We start from the raw sequence: 17,404 nt of genomic DNA on the forward strand, positions 1-17,404 counted from the left end.
CGCTCAGATGCGGTGCAGCTTCCGGGCGGCCTCGGCGACCGAGCCCGACATCGAGGGGTAGACGGTGAACGCCTGCGCCAGCTGGTCGGCGGTCAGCGACTCGGCGACGGCGACGGAGACCGGGTGGATGAGCTCGCTGGCGCGGGGGCCGACGACGACCCCGCCGACGACGATGCCGGTGCCGGGGCGGCACAGCAGCTTCACGAAGCCGTCACGGACGCCCTGCATCTTCGCGCGCGGGTTGCCCGACAGCGGCAGCATGACCACCTCGGCCTGCATCTCGCCGGCGTCGACGGCCTGCTGGGACCAGCCGACCGTCGCGATCTCCGGGGAGGTGAAGACGTTGGAGGAGACCTTCTTCAGGTCCAGCGGGTGAACGGTGTCGCCGAGGAAGTGCCACATCGCGATCCGGCCCTGCATCGCGGCGACCGAGGCGAGCATGAGCACGCCGGTGCAGTCGCCGGCGGCGTACACGCCTCGCGCCGAGGTCCGCGAGACGCGGTCGACGTTGACGAAGCCGCCGTCCTTGAGGATGACGCCGGCCTCCTCCAACCCCATGTCGGCGGTGTTGGGCACCGAGCCGAGGGCGAGGATGCAGTGCGAGCCCTCGACGGTGCGGCCGTCGGTGAGGGTGACGGTCACGACGTCGCCGGAGCGCACGACCGACTCCATCCGCGACTTGGAGAGCACCGTCATGCCGCGGCGGCGCAGGACCTCCTCGAGCACGGCGGCGGCGTCGGCGTCCTCGCCGGGCAGGACCCGGTCGCGCGAGGAGACCAGGGTGACCGGGATGCCGAGGTTGAGGTAGGCGCTGGCGAACTCCGCGCCGGTGACGCCGGAGCCGACGACGATCAGCTCGGTCGGCACCTCGGTGAGGTCGTAGACCTGCTCCCAGGTGAGGATCCGCTCCCCGTCGGGCTGCGCGGTGGGCAGCGTGCGGGGCGCGGCGCCGGTGGCGACCAGCACCGCGTCGGCCTCGAGCGTCTGCTCCGAGCCGTCCGCGGCCGTGGCCACGACCCGGCCGGGGCCGTCGAGGCGACCGCGCGCCTCGACGACCTGGACGCCGTCCTTGGCCAGCCGCCGCGCGATGTCGGCGGACTGGTCGGCCGCGAGCTGCTTGACCCGCTCGTTGACGCGGGCCAGGTCCACGCGGATGTGGTCGGCGGCCCCGCCCTCGGTGTCGGTGAAGATCACGCCGAGCTCGGCCGCGCCGCTGAGCTCGTCCATGACCTCCGCGGTCGCGATCAGGGTCTTGCTCGGGACGCAGTCGGTGAGGACCGCCGAGCCACCGACCCCGTCGGTGTCGACGATCGTCACCTCGGCGCCGAGCTGGGCGGCGACGTGCGCGGCTTCGTACCCGCCGGGGCCGCCCCCGACGATGACGACGCGGTCGGTGGCCATCAGAAGTTGATCATGTGGCCGGAGATGCCGTGGACGGCTTCCTTCACGGCCTCGGACAGCGTCGGGTGGGCGAAGATGTTGCGCGACACCTCGTCGGCGGTGAGGTCCCACTGCTGGGCCAGGGTCAGCACCGGCAGCTGCTCGGTGACGTCCGGGCCGATCATGTGGGCGCCGAGGATCTCGTTGTGCTCGGCGTCCGCGACGACCTTGACGAAGCCCACGGCGTCACCGAGGCCCTGCGCCTTGCCGTTGGCCGAGAACGGGAAGGTCGCCGTCTTGACGTCGTACCCCTTGTCCTTGGCCTGCTGCTCGGTGTAGCCGAAGGAGCCGATCTGGGGCTGGCAGTACGTCGCCCGCGGGATCATGTCGAAGTCGATCTCCATCGTCTCCGCGCCGGCGATCGTCTCCGCGGCGACGATGCCCATCGCCTCGGCGGCGTGGGCGAGCATCATCTTCCCGGTGACGTCGCCGATGGCGTAGACGTGGTCGACGTTGGTGCGACCGCGCCCGTCGACGGCGATCGCGCCGCGGTCGGTGAGCTCCACGCCGGCCGCCTCGAGGCCGTAGCCCTCGGTCCGCGGCTGGAAGCCGATGGCCTGGAGGACCTTGTCGGCCTCGAGCACCTGCTGCTCGCCGTCCTTGGAGACGGTGACCTTGACCTTCTCACCGGAGTCGTCGATGCCCTCGACCTTGGTCGAGAGCAGGACCTTCACGCCGAGCTTCTTGTAGTGCTTGAGCAGCTCCTTGGACACGTCGGCGTCCTCGGTGGGCACCATCCGGTCGAGGAACTCCACGATGGTGACGTCCACGCCGAAGTTCTTCATCACGTAGGCGAACTCGACGCCGATCGCGCCGGAGCCGGCGATGATGATCGAGCCGGGCAGCTGGTCGGTGAGGATCTGCTCCTCGTAGGTGACCACGCGCTCGGAGAGCTCGGTGCCCGGGATGAGCCGGGTCTTCGCGCCGGTGGCGATGATCAGGTCGTCGCAGGTGTACGACGTCGTCTCGCCGTCCTTGGTCACGTCGACCGAGGTCGGGCCCGTGAGGGTGCCCCACCCGTCGATCTCGGTGATCTTGTTCTTCTTCATCAGGAAGTGGACGCCCTTGACGATGCCGGCGGAGACCTGCCGGCTGCGCTTGTGGGTCGGCCCGAACGACATCGTGGCGTCGCCCTCGATGCCGAACTTGGCCTTCTCGTGGGTGAGGACGTGGGCGAGCTCGGCGTTCTTCAGCAGAGCCTTGGACGGGATGCACCCGACATTGAGGCAGACACCGCCCCAGTACCTCTCCTCCACCACGGCGACCGACTTGCCGAGCTGGGCGGCGCGGATCGCCGCGACGTAGCCCCCGGGACCGGCGCCGAGGACGAGGACATCGAAGTGGTTCGTCACGCCCCGCAGCCTACTTCCGTCGCGCAGGTCACCCCGAACCGGTCGCCCACCGCGCAGTAGCCTGCCCATGTGACGCTCTACGCCGCCTACGGGACCAACCTCGATCCCGCCCGGATGGGCGAGCGTTGCCCCCACTCCCCGCTGCGCACGACCGGCTGGCTCAGCGGCTGGCGGCTGACCTTCGGCGGGGAGGAGCACGGCTGGGACGGGGCGCTCTCCACGATCGTCCAGGACCCCTTCGAGCAGGTCTTCGTCGCGATCTACGACGTCACCCGCGAGGACGAGAAGCACCTCGACGGTTGGGAGGCCGCCGACTCCGGTCTCTACCGCAAGACCAAGGTCCGGGTCTCCACGATGGACGGCGAGGTCGTGGTGTGGACCTACGTGCTCGACGCCTACGAGGGCGGCCTGCCCTCCGCGTCGTACCTCGGCGTCCTCGCCGACGCGGCCGAGGCGGCCGACGCGCCGGCGGACTACGTGGCCGCGCTCCGGCGCCGCCCGTGCCGCTCGACAGGACTCTGAGCAGCAGCAGGGTCTGACCTACAGTTCCGGGGTGAGCGACCAGCAGACCCCCGCCAGCACCGAGCAGCACGACACCGACCCCTACGCCCTGGCGCAGGAGGCCGCGGCCCGGCTGGCCGACCTCACCGGCGTCGAGCGCCACGACCTCGCGCTCGTCCTCGGCTCGGGCTGGCTCCCGGCCGTCGACGCGCTCGGCGGCGCCACCGCCGAGATCGCCACCACCGACCTCCCCGGCTTCAGCGCCGCCGCGGTCGCCGGCCACTCCGGCAGGATCCGCTCGCTCAAGGTCGGGGACAAGAACGTCCTGGCCTTCCTCTCCCGCACCCACTACTACGAGGGCCGCGGCGTCGCCGCGGTCGTGCACGGCGTGCGCACGGCGGCCGCCGCCGGCTGCTCGACCGTCGTGCTCACCAACGGGTGCGGTGGGCTCAAGGAGACCTGGACCCCGGGCACCCCGGTGCTGATCTCCGACCACATCAACCTGACCGGCCGCTCCCCCATCGTCGGCGCGAACTTCGTCGACCTCACCGACCTCTACTCCAGCCGGCTGCGCGCGATGTGCCGCGAGATCGACCCGACCCTCGACGAGGGCGTCTACGTGCAGTTCCCGGGCCCCCACTACGAGACCCCGGCCGAGATCGGTATGGCCCGCGCCATCGGGGGTCACCTGGTAGGCATGAGCACCACGCTCGAGGCGATCGCCGCGCGCGAGGCCGGCATGGAGGTTCTGGGCATCAGCCTGGTCACCAACCTCGCCGCCGGCATCACCGGCGAGCCGCTCAACCACGAGGAGGTCCTCGAGGCCGGCCGGGCCGCCGCGACCCGCATGGGCGACCTCCTCGGCCGGATCGTCCCGAGGATCTGAGCAGGCGAGTGGAGAGCGCGGCGACCGACACCCGCCAGCGTCTGGTCGACGCCGCGCTGCAGGCCTTCGCCGAGCACGGCGTCCACAACGCATCGCTCCTCGAGATCACCCGGCGAGCCGGCCAGCGCAACCGCGGTGCCGTCCACTACCACTTCGGCAGCCGCGCCGGCATGATCGCCGCCGTCCTGGAGGCGTACGCCGACGAGGTCGGTCGCCGCGGGGTCGAGCTGCTCGCGGCCGCCCGCGAGCGCCCGGACGACGACATCGCCTCGGTCATCGAGGCGCTCGTCCGCCCTCTCGTCGAGGTCTCGGAGATGGGCTGGCGCGGGCGCTGCTACGTCGTCGTCCTCGGGGAGGTCATCCAGCAGGACATCACCCCGCTCGGCCCGGCCGTGCAGGAGGCGGTGGCGCGCACCGGTGGCTACGACCTGTTCGCGCTGATGCGCGAGCGGCTGCGCCCGATGGCCATGGACGTCGACCTCGAGGGTGAGCGGCTCGCCGTGTTCACCGACTGCATCATGCACGCCATCGCCGACCGGGCCCGCGCCGCGGAGCTGCCGCCCACCGGTCGCACCCCGCTGCCGACCGAGCGGTTCATCGCCAACCTGGTCTCCATGGGCACCGCCATGCTGACGGCGCCCGCGCCCCCGGTCGGGTAGGGGGCGCGGGCGGGTGGGTCAGCGGGTGACCGTGAGGGCCACGGTCTTGACGACTCGCTGGTAGGCCGGGGAGCCGGCGTACACGACCTTGAGCCGGTAGCTGCCGCGGGCGAGCTTCGGCAGACCGACGGTGGCCTTGCCGCGCGCGAGCTTGGCCGCACGGGTCGCGACGACCTTGCCGCCGCGCTTGACCTTGACGGTGACCTTGCCGGCGACCGTGCCCTCGGAGCCGCGGTAGACGACCTTGAGCTTGCCCGCCCGGCTCGGCGTCGGCTTCTTGGCGACCTTCACGGTGGCCTTCGCCTTCACCGGGCCGAGCTTGGCCCAGGCGATCGTGACGGGGGTCTCGGTGTCCTGGCTGGTGTTGGAGTGGCTGTGCGCCTGCCAGGTGTAGAGCGCGTACGACGTGCCGCGGCGCAGCTTGGCCGTCGGGGCGGTCAGCGAGGTGGTGAAGGAGCCGTCGGTGATCTGGGCGGCGGGCACCCAGGTGGCGGCCGCGAACTTCGCCTGGTCGCCCATGTCGTCGGTGTCGGGCAGGCCGCCGGCCGGGGCGAGGCCGACGTAGACGCCGTTGTCGCCCGGGTTGGTCGTGCCGTCGAAACCGGTGCCGGAGACCTCGAGGGTCAGGCCCTTGCTGGGCGAGGCGGCGGTGGTCCGGTAGGTGACGGCCGGCCCGGCGGCCGTGGTCGATGCCTGCGCGGTGAAGTCGGCGGGCGCCTTCTTCGCATCGGAGGTCCCGGAGGCGTAGAAGTGCGCGCGCAGCCCGCTCGGCAGGTGGCCGAGGAGGTCGGCGGACCAGGCCTGGCCGTCGACCGGCTGGCCCTCGGGGATCTCGAGCGCGGTCGCCTCGGCGCTGCCGGCGGCGAGGACGCCGGCCCAGTCCGGGGTGGCGGTGATCGAGCCGAGACCGTCGGCGACGGTCCAGCCCGGCGCGTCGAAGGTGGTGACGGTGACGCGTGCCGGGGCGACCTCGGTGGCCGGCTGGCCCCTCCCCGCGCTGACCTTCGCCGACACCACCGCGCTGATCGTCCCCTCGCCGTCGGCGTCCACGGTCACGGTGGGGTCGGCGAAGGTGACGGTGTACGCCGCGGTGCCCACGACCGGGATCAGGAACGAGCCGGCGACCGAGCCGTCGTAGGTCACCGAGCCGGCGCCGGTCGCGGCGTCGTAGGACCCGACGCCGCTCGGGAAGGTGATGACACCGTCGGCCGACTCGGTCGCCCCGTCACCCAGCTCGTGGGAGGAGAGGTGGTCGTCGAACTGCTGGGAGATCTCCCAGCGCAGCGACGGCGCGGGGGCGGCGGTGGCCGGCGCGGCGGCGACGAGGGCGAGGCCGGAGGCGGCCACCGTCGTCGCGGCCGCGGAGGCTACCCAGCGGGTGGGGCGGATCATGGTTCGTCCTTTCTCAGGCGACGCGGGAGCGTCGGGGGTGCGGGAGCAGCAGCACGCCGGCTGCCGCGAGCAGGAGGGCCCCGCCGACCCACCAGGGCCAGGCCGGAGCGGGGGCGGGCGCGGCGCTCGGTGCGGCGGAGACCAGCTGGGTGCTCGCCGGGAGCGCGGACGGCGTCTCGTGACCGGTCGGGGCGGGCGCGGACGGCACCGCGGCCGCCGGCGGCGCGGCCAGGGTCCCGGGAGCCAGGGCCGCCTCGGGAGCCCGGGCCGCCTGCGGTGCGGCCTGCGAGCCGGCGCCCTGGTCGGGAGCGGTGCTCGGCGCGGGCGTCGGGTCGGCGCTCGGCGGAGCGATCGTCGGGTTGGTGATCTCCGGCTGCGTCGACGGCGTGGTCGGCGGCGGCGCGGGGTCGGAGCCGCCGGCGGCGTACGAGACCGAGAGCGGGAGGGGCACCTTGAACGGGTCGGTCGCGGAGCCGCTGGAGAACCAGAACGCCGCCGTCCCGAGCCGGTCCATGTAGGCCACGAAGTCGGCGGGGAACGAGCCGGACCACTGCTCCCCCGTCACCTGGCCGAGGCCGTCGACGCGCACCCCGCGGTACGCCGGCTCGGCGCTGAGCCCGTCCGCGCCGAGGTCGACCTCGGGCAGGTCGGCGAGGGTGACCGTGACCGGCGCGACGGGCGCCCACGCGCCGGGGTCCTCCAGGGAGGAGGCATAGCCGGTGAGGGTGGCGCTCAGCGTGCCGCGGCCGTCGGCGACCTCGAGGACCGGGTCGCTGACGTGGAACATCGACATCCCGGAGTAGTAGACGACCGTCAGGTCGCCGTCCCAGGCGATGCGGGCCGTCCCGGCGGCCGGGTCGACGTGCCCCTCACCCTCCCCGATGGTGAACCGCAGGCCGCTGGTCGAGCCGCTGGCCGGCGCGCCGAGGGGGGCGCCGGAGGCGTCGGTGCGCAGCCCCTTCCAGGTGGCCGCGCGCCAGCGGCGGCCGTCCCACTTCTGGATCCGGACGGCGCCCGCCTGCTGCTTCCACGACGACCGCGGCAGGGAGGTGCCGCCCCGGCCGGGGTCGGGCACCCGGCCGGCCGAGAGGTAGTTGAACGTGTCCGGCGCGTGCGCCCGGTTGCTGGTCTCGTGGTTGATGCCCCAGCGCAGGACCGCGCCGTCGAGCTCCACCCGGGTCGGCGAGGTCTCCGGGGTCCCCGGGCCGGGCTCCTCGGCCGCGGCGGGCCCGGCCAGGGCGCCGGCGAGCAGGGCGATCGTCGCGCCGGCGGCCAGCAGGGCCGCCACGGGCCGCCGCCGCTCAGGCCGCACGACGCACCCGCCGCGTGCGGAGCAGGGGGTACGCCGCCCGGCCGACCGCCGCGAGCAGCACCACGCCCGCGACGCCGGCGAAGGCCAGGCCGGCGCGCCCCTCGTCCGAGGTGGCCGCGGCCGGCTCGGCCTCGGCCGCCGCGATCGCGAAGGACACCGACGGGGGCTCCTCGACGCCGTGCACCCGCAGCTCGTGGGTGCCCGCCGCGGCGTCCTCGGGCAGGGTCAGCACGCCCGCCGTGGTGCCGTCGGCGCCGACGAGGAACGGACCGGCGCCGGCAGCGCCGTCGTCGAGGACGACGGTCACCTGGCGGCCCGGCGGCAGACCGGTCGCGGTGAAGGCGAGGACGTTCCCGGCGACCGCCGAGGCGCGGTCGACCTCGAGCGTCGGGGCGCCCACGGCGGCCCCGCGGCCGGTGCCGCCGTCGCCGCCCTTGCCGCCCTGGCCACCCTGGCCGCCCTCGTCCGTGCCCGCGGCGTCCGCGGTGGGGACGCTCCCCGCTTCGGGCGCGCCCGCCTCGGGAGCGGCGCCCGGCGCGGAGCTCCCCTGCTGGGCGTCGGGGGCGGAGGAGGATCCCGCGGCCGGCTCCTGCTGCTGGAGAGACGCGACGCGCACCGGCGTGAAGGTCTCGTTGCGGGCGCTCTTGATCCCGTGGGCGCCGATCGTGATCACGCCGCAGGTCATCGTGCGGCAGTCGATGGTGCGCACCGAGTCCGACCGGTCGTAGGCGCGGAACGTCGCGCCGGGGACCACGACCGACGTCGACCACGCGCCGCCGGCCGACATCGCGCCGCCGTTGGCGGAGCCCGCGGTGTCGGAGCCCGGGAACGCGACGTACTTCTGGAAGCCCTGGTTGTCGCGGGCCTCGCTGTCGGGGACGTACCAGTAGTCCTGGCCGGTCGCGCCGCCCCGGCTGGGCTGCCAGGTCCCCTTCACGGCGCCGAAGAAGACGTAGATGCCGCCATGGCCGCCGCGCACCGCCTGGAAGCCGGTGCCGCGCACGGTCAGGGTCGTGGCGTACGTCGGGTCGACGACCGCGTCGCCGTCGGGGTTGGCGACCGTCACCCGCGCGGCCGCAGAGGCGGGGGCGGCCGGGGCGACGAGGGCGGCGGTGGCCGCGAGCAGCAGCGCGGCGAGGAGCCGGGTCACGGGATCTCCTGGTACGAGGGGTGCGGGTGGTGCGGCTGGGGGGCGGTGGTCGGCGCGGCGGGGGGCGCGTGCGTGCGGACCGGGACGACGACGAGGTGGCCGGCGTGCTCGACGACGTCGACGGGGTGGCCGTAGACCTCGCTCAGCAGGGCGCCGGTGAGCACCTCGGCGGGGGGTCCGTCGGCGCGGACCCGGCCGTCGGCGAGGACGCAGACGCGGTCGGCGTACGCCGCGGCGAGCGAGAGGTCGTGGAGCACCACGACGACCGCGGCGCCGGCGCGCACGGTGCGGCGCAGCACGTCGAGCACCGCCTCCTGGTGCCGGATGTCGAGCGCGGCGGTCGGCTCGTCGAGCATCAGCACCGGAGCGGACTGGGCGAGCAGCCGGGCGAAGGAGGTCCGTGCCTGCTCGCCACCCGAGAGGGTCGGGAAGAGCCGCTGGGCGAGCGCGGTGACCTCCGCGGCCGCCATCGCCTCGGCCACCGCTCGGTCGTCGTCGTCCTCGGCCGGGGTGCGGTGCCACGGCGAACGGCCCATGCGTACGACGTCCTCGACCCGGAACCCGAACGCCAGGCCCTGCTTCTGCAGCTGCACCGCGCGCAGCCGTGCCAGCTCGCGGGCCGGGTGCCGCCTCAGCTCGCGGCCCGCCAGCTCCACGGTGCCGGTGGTCGGCGCGGTGTCGCCGGCGAGGACGCCGAGCAGCGTGGACTTCCCGGCGCCGTTGGGCCCGACGAGGGCGAGCAGCTCACCGGGGCGGACGTCGACGTCGACGCCCTCGAGGATCCGGTGGCCCTCCACGCTCACGCCGACGCCGCGGGCGCTGATGGTGATCGTGCCCGTCGTGGTCGTGCCCGTCGTGGTCATGCCCAGCCCCCCGCCGTACGACGGGCGCGGCGCAGCAGCCAGAAGAAGAACGGGCCGCCGACCAGCGAGGTCAGCATGCCGATGGGGAGGTCGGCGTAGGCGATCGCGGTGCGGGCCCAGAGGTCGGCGACCACCAGCAGCACCGCGCCGCCGAGCGCGCTGGCCGGCACGAGGAGCCGGTGGCCCGGGCCGGCGACGAGGCGCACGAGGTGGGGCACGACCAGCCCGACGAAGGCGATGATCCCGCAGAAGGACACCGCGGCCGCGGTCAGCACGGCGACCACGACGATGGTGCCCATCCGCAGCCGCTCGACGTCGACGCCGACGTGGCGGGCGGCCCGGTCGCCGAGCGCGAGCAGGTCGAGGCGGGGGGCGAGCAGGAGCGCGACGAGGATGCCGCCGAGGGCGAGCGGGGCGACGACGCCGACCTCGTCCCAGCGTGAGCCGTTGAGGCTGCCGAGCTGCCAGAAGACGATCTCCTCGCGGGCCTGGGTGTCGCCGAGGAACATCAGGAACGCCAGCCCCGCGCTGGTCACCGCGTTGAGTGCGATGCCGGTCAGCACGAGGGTGACCACCTCGGTCCGGCCGCCGTCGCGGGAGAGCAGGTAGACGAGCACGGTGGTCACCAGCCCGCCGAGGAACGCGCAGGCGGCGATCGTCCAGGTCCCGGCGAAGGTCAGGTCCAGCACGATGACCGAGGCGGCGGCGACGGCGGCGCCCGAGGACACCCCGACGACGCCGGGATCGGCGAGCGGGTTGCCGAAGACGCCCTGCATCAGCGCGCCCGCGGTGGCGAGCGCGGCGCCGGCGAGCGCCGCGAGCGCGACGCGGGGGAAGCGGACCTGCCAGAGGGTGTTCTCCCCCTGCGGGTGGGACGGCAGCGGGCCCCAGTCCAGGCCGAGGCGGTGCAGCACCGAGCCGACGACCTCGGCCGGCGGCACGTCGAGCTGGCCGTGGCCGGCGCCCAGCACGACCGCGACCAGGAGCGCGAGGCCGAGGCCCCCGAGCAGCCCGACCCGGCCGGCGAGCGCGCGGCGGGCGGCGGCCCGGCGGGCGGGGTCCTGCGGCGCCGGCGACGGGGTCGGCGACCCGGTCGGCGCCGCTGTCGGGGTCGGCGGGGGCAGCACGGAGGTCACGACAGCTCCCCCGGCGCGTACGTCGCCACCGCGAGCGCCTCGATGACCGACGCGGTCGCGGGGCCGAAGCCGAGCACCGCCGCGTCGTCCATCGCCACGAAGCGTCGGTTCCGGCCGGCCGGGGTCTGGGCCAGCGCGGGCAGCCGCTCGAGCAGCCCGTCCACGCCCCCGGCGGAGTCCAGCCCGCCGGTCATCATCAGCACGAGGTCGGGCTGGGCGGAGACCAGTCCCTCGTCGGTGAGCGGCTTCATGCCCTTCCAGCCGATCTCCTCGGCGACGTCGTACCCGCCGATCGCCTCGATGAGGGAGTCGGCGCCCGAGCCGTCGCCGAACATGTAGTAGACGCCGCTCTGCCCGCGGACGTAGAGGAACGCGACCCGCAGCTTCTCGCCGGTCCGCTCCGGCGCGACCCGGGCGACCTGCTCGGTGACCGCGTCGATCTGCTGCTGGGTGCGCCGGGCCAGGGCGCGGCCCTGCTCGGGGACGCCGAGCGCCTCGGCGACGTCGCGGATCAGGTCGCCGACGTTGTCGAGGGTGCGCTCGGGCTCGAGCACGACGACGGGGACGCCGGCGTCGCGCAGCTGGAGGATCACGTCCCAGGGGCCCAGCGAGGTGTCGGTGATGATCAGCGTGGGGTCGAGCTCGAGGATCGCCTCGGCCACCAGGTCGTGCCCGTCCTGGGTCACCAGCGGGAGGTCGTCGAGGCCCGGCACCTGGGTGGAGACGTCCCGCCCGACCAGCACGTCAGCGAGGCCGAGCTCGGCCACGGTGCGCGCGAGCGTGCCGTGCACGTCGAGGGCGAGCACCCGGCTGGCGTCGTCGACCCGCACCCGCGTGCCCTGGGCGTCGGTCAGCGTCACCGGCAGGTGCTGCTCCGGGGAGGTCGCGACCGGGTCGAGCTCGTCGCGGGGCGCGACCACCGCCTCCCCCTCCCAGCCCCGGACGTCCTCGAGGGGCTCGACGTCCGACAGCGGCGGAGCGGTGCGCACCGTGGCTCCGCCCTCCGCGCCCGCGGCCCGCTCACCGGTCGCGATGCCGCAGCCGGGGAGGAGCGCCAGGAGGAGCGCCAGGAGGGACGGAGCCAGGACCCGGGGGGAGAGGACAGGAGCACGCACGTCGAGTAAGGTACACCTTAGTTAGGTAAGGCTTGCCAACGGTTCCACTTGTCTCGACGCAGCGCCGCAGGTACTCCGACCCATTGTCGAGACCGCGATTTCGATGATGCGGATCCGTTCAAGCCAGCCGTGCCGAGCCGCCCCACCCTTCTCGCACCATCCCCGTCACCGCCCCACCCCTCGTCGCAGGAGAGACTCATGACCGTGCTGGACGCCGGCCCCACCCCCGCCCTCTCGACCGCCATGCGCGACGGCTCGCGCACCGAGCACGAGGACGCCGAGGGCTCGGCCTTCGTCACCGAGCTGCTCGAGGGCCGGATCTCCGAGGCCGGGTACGCCGCGTACCTGCGCCGGCTCCGCGCGGTCTACGCCGCCCTGGAGAACGTCGTGCGCGAGCGCGCCGCCGACCCGCTCGTCGCCGCGGTGCACGACCCGGCGCTGGAGCGGCTGGCCGTCCTCGACGCCGACCTGGACCACTGGGCCCCCGGCGAGCCGCACGAGCTCGCCGCCGGGGAGTCGCCGGCCGCCGAGGCGTACTGCGCCCGCCTGCACGGCGCGACCTGGGGCGGCGACCTCGTCGCCCACCACTACACCCGCTACCTCGGCGACCTCTCCGGCGGCCAGGCCATCGGCCGCGTGCTCGACCGCACCTTCGGGCTCGAGGGCGCCGGCACCGCGTTCTACGCGTTCACCGAGATCCCCAAGCCCAAGCCGTACAAGGACGCCTACCGCGCGCGGCTCGACGCCCTCGGCCTCGACGCGGCCGGAGTCGCCCGCGTCGTGGACGAGGTGAAGGTAGCGTTCCGGCTGAACCAGGCCCTCTTCTCAGAGCTCGGAGAACGCATCGATGCCTACCGCCGTCCGGCCCCGCAGGACTGAGGTCCACACCGTCGGCCGGGACCCCCGCGCATGAAGGTGCTCGTCACCGGCGCCGCCGGCAGCATCGGCCGGGTCGTCTCGCTCGGCCTGGCCGACCGCGGCCACGACGTGGTCGGCCTCGACCGCCTCCCGCAGCCCTCGGGCGAGGACGGCGCCTGGTACGCCGTGGACTGCACCGATCCCGACGCGGTCGACGCCGTCGTCGCCGAGCAGTCCCCGGACGCGGTCGTCCACCTGGCCGGCCACCCCGGAGAGGCGAACCTGCCGGACTCGCTGACCTCGCACGTCGTGACCACCGGAGCGCTGCTCGACGCGATGGTGGCCCACGACGTGCGCCGGATCGTCTACGCCTCCTCCAACCACGCCGTCGGCCGGACCCCGCGCCGCGACCTGGTCGGCATCGATGCCCGGCCGCGGCCCGACACCTTCTACGGCGTGTCCAAGGTCGCGGCCGAGGCGCTGCTGAGCCTGTACGCCGACCGGTACGGCATCGACGCCGTCGCCTGCCGGATCGGCTCGTTCCTGCCCGAGCCCGAGTCCGTCCGCAACCTGTCGACCTGGCTCTCCCACGACGACTGCGTCCGGATGGTGCACGCCGGGCTGACCGCGACCGCCCCCGGCTTCGCGGTCCTCTACGGCATCTCCGCGAACACCCGCGCCTGGTGGGACCTCGAGCCCGGCCGCGCGCTGGGCTACGAGCCGCAGGACGACGCCGAGGCCTGGGCCGACCGGGTCCAGCCCTCCCCCGAGGACGACTGGGACGCCGCCCACGTCGGCGGACCGTACGCCACCGCCACCTTCGAGCGCCCCGCCCTCGACCGCCCCTGAGCAACCGGGCCTGGCGCTCCTTGGCGCGAGGGCGTTTGCTGGGGCCATGACCACACCCGTGACCCAGCAGCGCACCCTCGGCACCGCCTCGCCCCTGACCGTCTCCGCGCTCGGCCTGGGCTGCATGGGGATGTCGGAGTTCTACGGCACCGCCGACGAGCAGGCCGCGACCGCGACGATCCACCGCGCCCTCGACCTGGGCGTCTCGTTCCTCGACACCGCGGACATGTACGGCCCGTTCACCAACGAGCAGCTGGTCGGCGCCGCGATCAAGGACCGCCGCGAGGAGGTCCAGCTGGCGACGAAGTTCGGCAACGAGCGGCTCCCCGACGGCACCCGCGTCGGCATCAACGGCCGCCCCGAGTACGTCCGGGCCGCCTGCGACGCCTCGCTCTCCCGGCTCGGCGTCGACCACATCGACCTCTACTACCAGCACCGCGTCGACAAGGCCGTCCCGATCGAGGAGACCGTCGGCGCGATGGCCGAGCTCGTCGAGGCCGGCAAGGTCGCCCACCTCGGCCTGTCCGAGGCCTCCGCGGCGACGATCCGCCGCGCGCACGCGGTCCACCCGATCACCGCGCTGCAGTCGGAGTACTCCCTGTTCACCCGCGACCTCGAGGACGACGTCCTCCCGACGCTCCGCGAGCTCGGGATCGGCCTGGTGCCCTACTCCCCGCTCGGCCGCGGCATCCTCACCGGCGCCATCACCGACGAGTCCTCGCTGGCCGAGGACGACTCGCGGCGCTCGGCGTACTTCCCCCGCCTCAACGGCGAGGGCCTGCGCGCCAACCTCCGGCTGGTCGACCGGGTCCGCGAGATCGCCGAGGAGAAGGGCTGCACCCCCGGCCAGCTCGCGCTCGCCTGGGTCATGGCGCAGGGCGACGACGTCGCGCCGATCCCGGGGACCAAGCGGGTCGCCTACCTGGAGGAGAACGTCGGCGCGCTGGCCGTGCCGCTCGACACCGAGGACCTGCGCCGGCTCGACGCGGCCGTGCCGCGGGGCTCGGTGGTCGGCGACCGGTACGGCGACATGTCCTCCATCGACGCCTGACCGCGCACCCGGCAGCCCCGGCCGTTCCTCGTAGGGTGGCCCGGTGACGAACCACGACGTGCCCGCCCTGCTCGACGCCGCCCGCGCCTGGACCGCCGACGACCCGGACCCGCGGACCCGCGAGGAGCTCGAGGCGGTCGTCGCGCTCGTCGAGGCGGGCGACGCGGCGGCGACCGCCGACCTGGCCGACCGGTTCGCCGGGACGCTGGAGTTCGGCACGGCCGGCCTGCGCGGGGCGATCGGCGCCGGGCCGAACCGGATGAACCGGGTCGTCGTCACCCGCGCGGCGGCCGGCCTGGCGGCGTACCTCCGCGACACCGGCGCGACCGGCCCGGTCGTCATCGGGTACGACGCGCGGCACGACAGCGACGTCTACGCCCGCGACACCGCGGAGGTGATGACCGGCGCCGGGATCGCCGCGCACGTGCTCCCCCGCCCGCTGCCGACCCCGCTGCTGGCCTTCGCGATCCGCGAGCTCGGCTGCGCGGCCGGGGTGATGGTGACCGCGAGCCACAACCCGCCGCAGGACAACGGCTACAAGGTCTACCTCGGCGACGGCAGCCAGATCGTGCCCCCGGCCGACGCCGAGATCGCCGCCCGGATCGCCGCCGTCGGCCCGGTCGCCGACGTGCCCCGCGGCACCGGCGGCGCGGTGCTCGACGAGGGGATCATCGACCGCTACCTCGACACCGTCGCCGGCCTGGCCGCCGACGGGCCGCGCGACCTGAACCTCGTCTACACCCCGCTGCACGGCGTCGGCGGCGCCTCGGTGCTGCAGGTGCTGGAGTCGGCCGGGTTCTCCCTGCCGCGGGTCGTGGAGCAGCAGGAGCAGCCCGACCCCGACTTCCCGACCGTCGCGTTCCCCAACCCCGAGGAGCCCGGCGCGATGGATCTCGCGATGGCCCTCGCCGAGCAGCACGGGGCGGACCTCGTCGTCGCCAACGACCCCGACGCCGACCGGTGCGCCGCGGCCGTCCCCGGCCCGCACGGCTGGCGGATGCTGCGTGGCGACGAGGTCGGAGCGCTGCTCGCGCACGCGCTGCTGAGCGCCGGCAAGCAGGGCACGTACGCCACCTCGATCGTCTCCTCCTCCCTGCTCGGCACCATGGCTCGCGCGGCGGGCCAGCCGTACGCCGAGACGTTGACCGGCTTCAAGTGGATCGGCCGGGTCGAGGGGCTCGCCTTCGGCTATGAGGAGGCGCTCGGCTACTGCGTCGACCCCGAGCACGTCCGGGACAAGGACGGCGTCTCCGCGCTGCTGCTGCTGTGCGAGCTGGCCGCCCGCGCGAAGGCCGAGGGCCGCGGGCTGGTCGACCTCCTCGACGACATCGCCCTCGAGCACGGGCTGCACGCCACCGACCAGCTCTCCGTGCGGGTCACCGACCTCGCCGAGATCGGCGCCGCGATGCAGCGGCTGCGGGCGACCCCGCCCGCCGAGCTCGGCGGGTTCGCCGTGGAGCGGGTCGACGACCTGAGCACCGGCTCCGCGGACCTGCCGCCGACCGAGGGGCTGCGCTACCACCTCGCGGGCGGCGCGCGCGTCGTCGTACGGCCCAGCGGCACCGAGCCGAAGCTCAAGTGCTACCTCGAGGTCGTCGTCCCGGTCGACCCCGAGGACGGCGTCGACGCCGCCCGGATCCACGCCGCCGGCCGCCTCGACGCGCTGCGCTCGGGCATCAAGTCCGCCGCGGGGATCTGACGTCGTGCTGCTCTCCCTGACCTACGTCAGCTCCGCCGTCGCGCTCGCCGGCGCCGAGGACCTCGTCGGCGCGCTGGAGGACTTCCGCCCGCGCAACCACGACCGCGGCATCACCGGGGTGCTGCTCTACCGCGGCGGCAACATCATCCAGGTGCTCGAGGGGCCCGCCGAGCAGGTCGAGCGGACCTTCGCCGCGATCGAGCGCGACCCGCGGCACCGCGGCGTGATCGTGCTGCTGCGCGAGCAGGTCGAGCAGCGGGCGTTCCCCGACTGGTCGATGGGCTTCCGCGACGTCAGCGGCGTCGACCTGGACCGCGAGGACGGCTTCACCGACTTCCTGCGCGGCCACGACGACCCCACCACCGGCGAGGACGGCCACGCCGAGGTGGTCGGGTCGCTGCTGCGGACGTTCCGCGAGTCGATGCGCTGAGCTCTCCGGCTCAGACCAGCAGCGTGACCACGAAGGCGAGGACGGCGGCGGCCAGCAGGCCGATCTCGAGCCAGGCAGGGGTACGCCGTACCTCGGCGCCGAGCGCCTCGGCCTCGGGTGAGTAGCGGGCGATCCCGCGCTGGGCCCGGTCGTCGTCGGCCAGCTGCCGGATCCGGTCCTCGACCACGTCGGCGTACGCCGGCTCCTTGCGGGGGGTGGGAGCGTCCTCCTCGCCGGCGGTCGGGCGCTTGCTGGACTTCAGCGTGTTGCGCCAGCTGCGGCCGACCGCGGTCGAGACGTAGCGCTTCTCCCCCACCCGCACCGCCAGCACCTGCCGGACCGCGAGCTCCTCGACCGCCGCGAGCGGGATCGAGACGGTCTCCAGCATGTTGCGCAGCACGAGCCGGCGCCCGACGACGAGCACCCGCGGCTTGAGCATCGAGGCCCAGGCGAGCACGCCGACGACGACGGCGCCCGCGACGACCGGGGCGGGGAAGCCGTCGACGAAGCCGAGCACGACGATGCCGGCGGCGGCGACGAGCGCGAGCACGCCGGTCACCCGCCCGCTGGTCGGCCGGAAGCGCTCGACGGGCTCCGTCGCCTTCTCCGGTCCTGCCTCGGGTCCTGCCTCGACCACCGCGTGCTCCTCCTGACCTCGCTCGTGCCTCCGCCCGCCGTCCGGCCGGGCCCGCCATCGAGCCTATGCTGACG

Annotated in this window: 17 protein-coding genes; 8 read left to right on the forward strand and 9 right to left on the reverse strand. The window is 74.5% G+C overall.

Annotated elements, in window-relative coordinates; genetic code table 11:
• Positions 1-3: 3 nt before the first annotated feature.
• Both HPC71_RS16545 and lpdA read right to left on the reverse strand, forming a co-directional pair.
• On the reverse strand, positions 4-1,401 hold the full coding sequence (locus HPC71_RS16545) for an NAD(P)H-quinone dehydrogenase (RefSeq protein WP_154614718.1): 1,398 nt from the start codon (positions 1,399-1,401) through the stop codon (positions 4-6).
• Positions 1,401-2,792 carry a dihydrolipoyl dehydrogenase gene (gene lpdA, locus HPC71_RS16550; RefSeq protein ID WP_216656441.1) on the reverse strand — a complete coding sequence of 464 codons (1,392 nt, stop codon included), beginning with the start codon at positions 2,790-2,792 and terminating at the stop codon, positions 1,401-1,403. The genes HPC71_RS16545 and lpdA overlap by 1 nt, the downstream gene beginning before the upstream one ends.
• A 69-nt stretch (positions 2,793-2,861) precedes the next feature.
• On the opposite strand from lpdA, the gene HPC71_RS16555 reads away from it, so the two are divergent.
• From HPC71_RS16555 to HPC71_RS16565, 3 genes are read left to right on the forward strand one after another with little or no spacing between them, the layout of a single operon-like run.
• A complete protein-coding gene (locus HPC71_RS16555) occupies positions 2,862-3,314 on the forward strand; it encodes a gamma-glutamylcyclotransferase (RefSeq protein ID WP_171896942.1) in 453 nt (150 codons plus the stop codon).
• Between the two features lie 31 nt (positions 3,315-3,345).
• On the forward strand, positions 3,346-4,179 hold the full coding sequence (locus HPC71_RS16560; RefSeq protein WP_171896943.1) for a purine-nucleoside phosphorylase: 834 nt from the start codon (positions 3,346-3,348) through the stop codon (positions 4,177-4,179).
• 8 nt (positions 4,180-4,187) lie between these two features.
• Positions 4,188-4,838 (forward strand): TetR/AcrR family transcriptional regulator, encoded by a 651-nt coding sequence (locus HPC71_RS16565; RefSeq protein ID WP_171896944.1) that lies wholly within the window; start codon positions 4,188-4,190, stop codon positions 4,836-4,838.
• A gap of 18 nt (positions 4,839-4,856) precedes the next feature.
• Here the strand turns inward: HPC71_RS16565 and HPC71_RS16570 are convergent, their stop codons facing one another.
• The 6 genes from HPC71_RS16570 to HPC71_RS16595 are packed head-to-tail and all read right to left on the reverse strand — an operon-like array spanning position 4,857 to position 11,806.
• Entirely contained in the window at positions 4,857-6,230 is a 1,374-nt protein-coding gene (locus HPC71_RS16570) for an HtaA domain-containing protein (protein ID WP_154614714.1), read from the reverse strand.
• Between the two features lie 13 nt (positions 6,231-6,243).
• Positions 6,244-7,518 (reverse strand): hypothetical protein, encoded by a 1,275-nt coding sequence (locus HPC71_RS16575; protein WP_154614713.1) that lies wholly within the window; start codon positions 7,516-7,518, stop codon positions 6,244-6,246.
• A 13-nt stretch (positions 7,519-7,531) separates the two neighbouring features.
• Positions 7,532-8,692 (reverse strand): hypothetical protein, encoded by a 1,161-nt coding sequence (locus HPC71_RS16580; protein WP_154614712.1) that lies wholly within the window; start codon positions 8,690-8,692, stop codon positions 7,532-7,534.
• Positions 8,689-9,555: a heme ABC transporter ATP-binding protein gene (locus HPC71_RS16585; RefSeq protein WP_154614711.1), complete on the reverse strand. Its 867-nt coding sequence runs from the start codon at positions 9,553-9,555 to the stop codon at positions 8,689-8,691. Before HPC71_RS16585 ends, HPC71_RS16580 begins: the two co-directional genes overlap by 4 nt.
• Positions 9,552-10,691, reverse strand: coding sequence for a FecCD family ABC transporter permease (locus HPC71_RS16590; protein ID WP_253943755.1), 1,140 nt, complete (start codon positions 10,689-10,691; stop codon positions 9,552-9,554). The genes HPC71_RS16585 and HPC71_RS16590 overlap by 4 nt, the downstream gene beginning before the upstream one ends.
• Positions 10,688-11,806 carry a heme/hemin ABC transporter substrate-binding protein gene (locus tag HPC71_RS16595; RefSeq protein ID WP_253943756.1) on the reverse strand — a complete coding sequence of 373 codons (1,119 nt, stop codon included), beginning with the start codon at positions 11,804-11,806 and terminating at the stop codon, positions 10,688-10,690. Before HPC71_RS16595 ends, HPC71_RS16590 begins: the two co-directional genes overlap by 4 nt.
• 198 nt (positions 11,807-12,004) lie before the next feature.
• On the opposite strand from HPC71_RS16595, the gene HPC71_RS16600 reads away from it, so the two are divergent.
• From HPC71_RS16600 to HPC71_RS16620, 5 genes are read left to right on the forward strand one after another with little or no spacing between them, the layout of a single operon-like run.
• Complete coding sequence (locus HPC71_RS16600) at positions 12,005-12,685, forward strand: biliverdin-producing heme oxygenase (RefSeq protein WP_154614710.1); 681 nt, start codon at positions 12,005-12,007, stop codon at positions 12,683-12,685.
• Between the two features lie 30 nt (positions 12,686-12,715).
• A complete protein-coding gene (locus HPC71_RS16605) occupies positions 12,716-13,513 on the forward strand; it encodes an NAD-dependent epimerase/dehydratase family protein (RefSeq protein ID WP_154614709.1) in 798 nt (265 codons plus the stop codon).
• Positions 13,514-13,559: 46 nt separating this feature from the next.
• Complete coding sequence (locus HPC71_RS16610; RefSeq protein WP_154614708.1) at positions 13,560-14,564, forward strand: aldo/keto reductase; 1,005 nt, start codon at positions 13,560-13,562, stop codon at positions 14,562-14,564.
• Positions 14,565-14,607: 43 nt separating this feature from the next.
• Entirely contained in the window at positions 14,608-16,263 is a 1,656-nt protein-coding gene (locus tag HPC71_RS16615; RefSeq protein WP_171896945.1) for a phospho-sugar mutase, read from the forward strand.
• 4 nt (positions 16,264-16,267) lie between these two features.
• Complete coding sequence (locus HPC71_RS16620; RefSeq protein WP_154614707.1) at positions 16,268-16,693, forward strand: BLUF domain-containing protein; 426 nt, start codon at positions 16,268-16,270, stop codon at positions 16,691-16,693.
• Between the two features lie 10 nt (positions 16,694-16,703).
• Here the strand turns inward: HPC71_RS16620 and HPC71_RS16625 are convergent, their stop codons facing one another.
• The gene (locus HPC71_RS16625; protein WP_154614706.1) at positions 16,704-17,330 is read right to left on the reverse strand and encodes a hypothetical protein; all 627 of its coding nucleotides are present in this window, start codon (positions 17,328-17,330) and stop codon (positions 16,704-16,706) included.
• Positions 17,331-17,404 lie beyond the last annotated feature (74 nt).

The organism is Nocardioides marmotae (assembly GCF_013177455.1).
GTDB classification, from domain to species: domain Bacteria; phylum Actinomycetota; class Actinomycetes; order Propionibacteriales; family Nocardioidaceae; genus Nocardioides; species Nocardioides marmotae.

What these genes read in the sequence shown, in the direction of transcription:
- HPC71_RS16545 (WP_154614718.1), bottom strand. Translation starts at nt 1,401, where the DNA reads ATGGCCACCGACCGCGTCGTCATCGTCGGGGGCGGCCCCGGCGGGTAC.
- HPC71_RS16570 (WP_154614714.1), bottom strand. Translation starts at nt 6,230, where the DNA reads ATGATCCGCCCCACCCGCTGGGTAGCCTCCGCGGCCGCGACGACGGTG.
- HPC71_RS16585 (WP_154614711.1), bottom strand. Translation starts at nt 9,555, where the DNA reads ATGACCACGACGGGCACGACCACGACGGGCACGATCACCATCAGCGCC.
- HPC71_RS16600 (WP_154614710.1), top strand. Translation starts at nt 12,005, where the DNA reads ATGACCGTGCTGGACGCCGGCCCCACCCCCGCCCTCTCGACCGCCATG.
- HPC71_RS16605 (WP_154614709.1), top strand. Translation starts at nt 12,716, where the DNA reads ATGAAGGTGCTCGTCACCGGCGCCGCCGGCAGCATCGGCCGGGTCGTC.
- HPC71_RS16610 (WP_154614708.1), top strand. Translation starts at nt 13,560, where the DNA reads ATGACCACACCCGTGACCCAGCAGCGCACCCTCGGCACCGCCTCGCCC.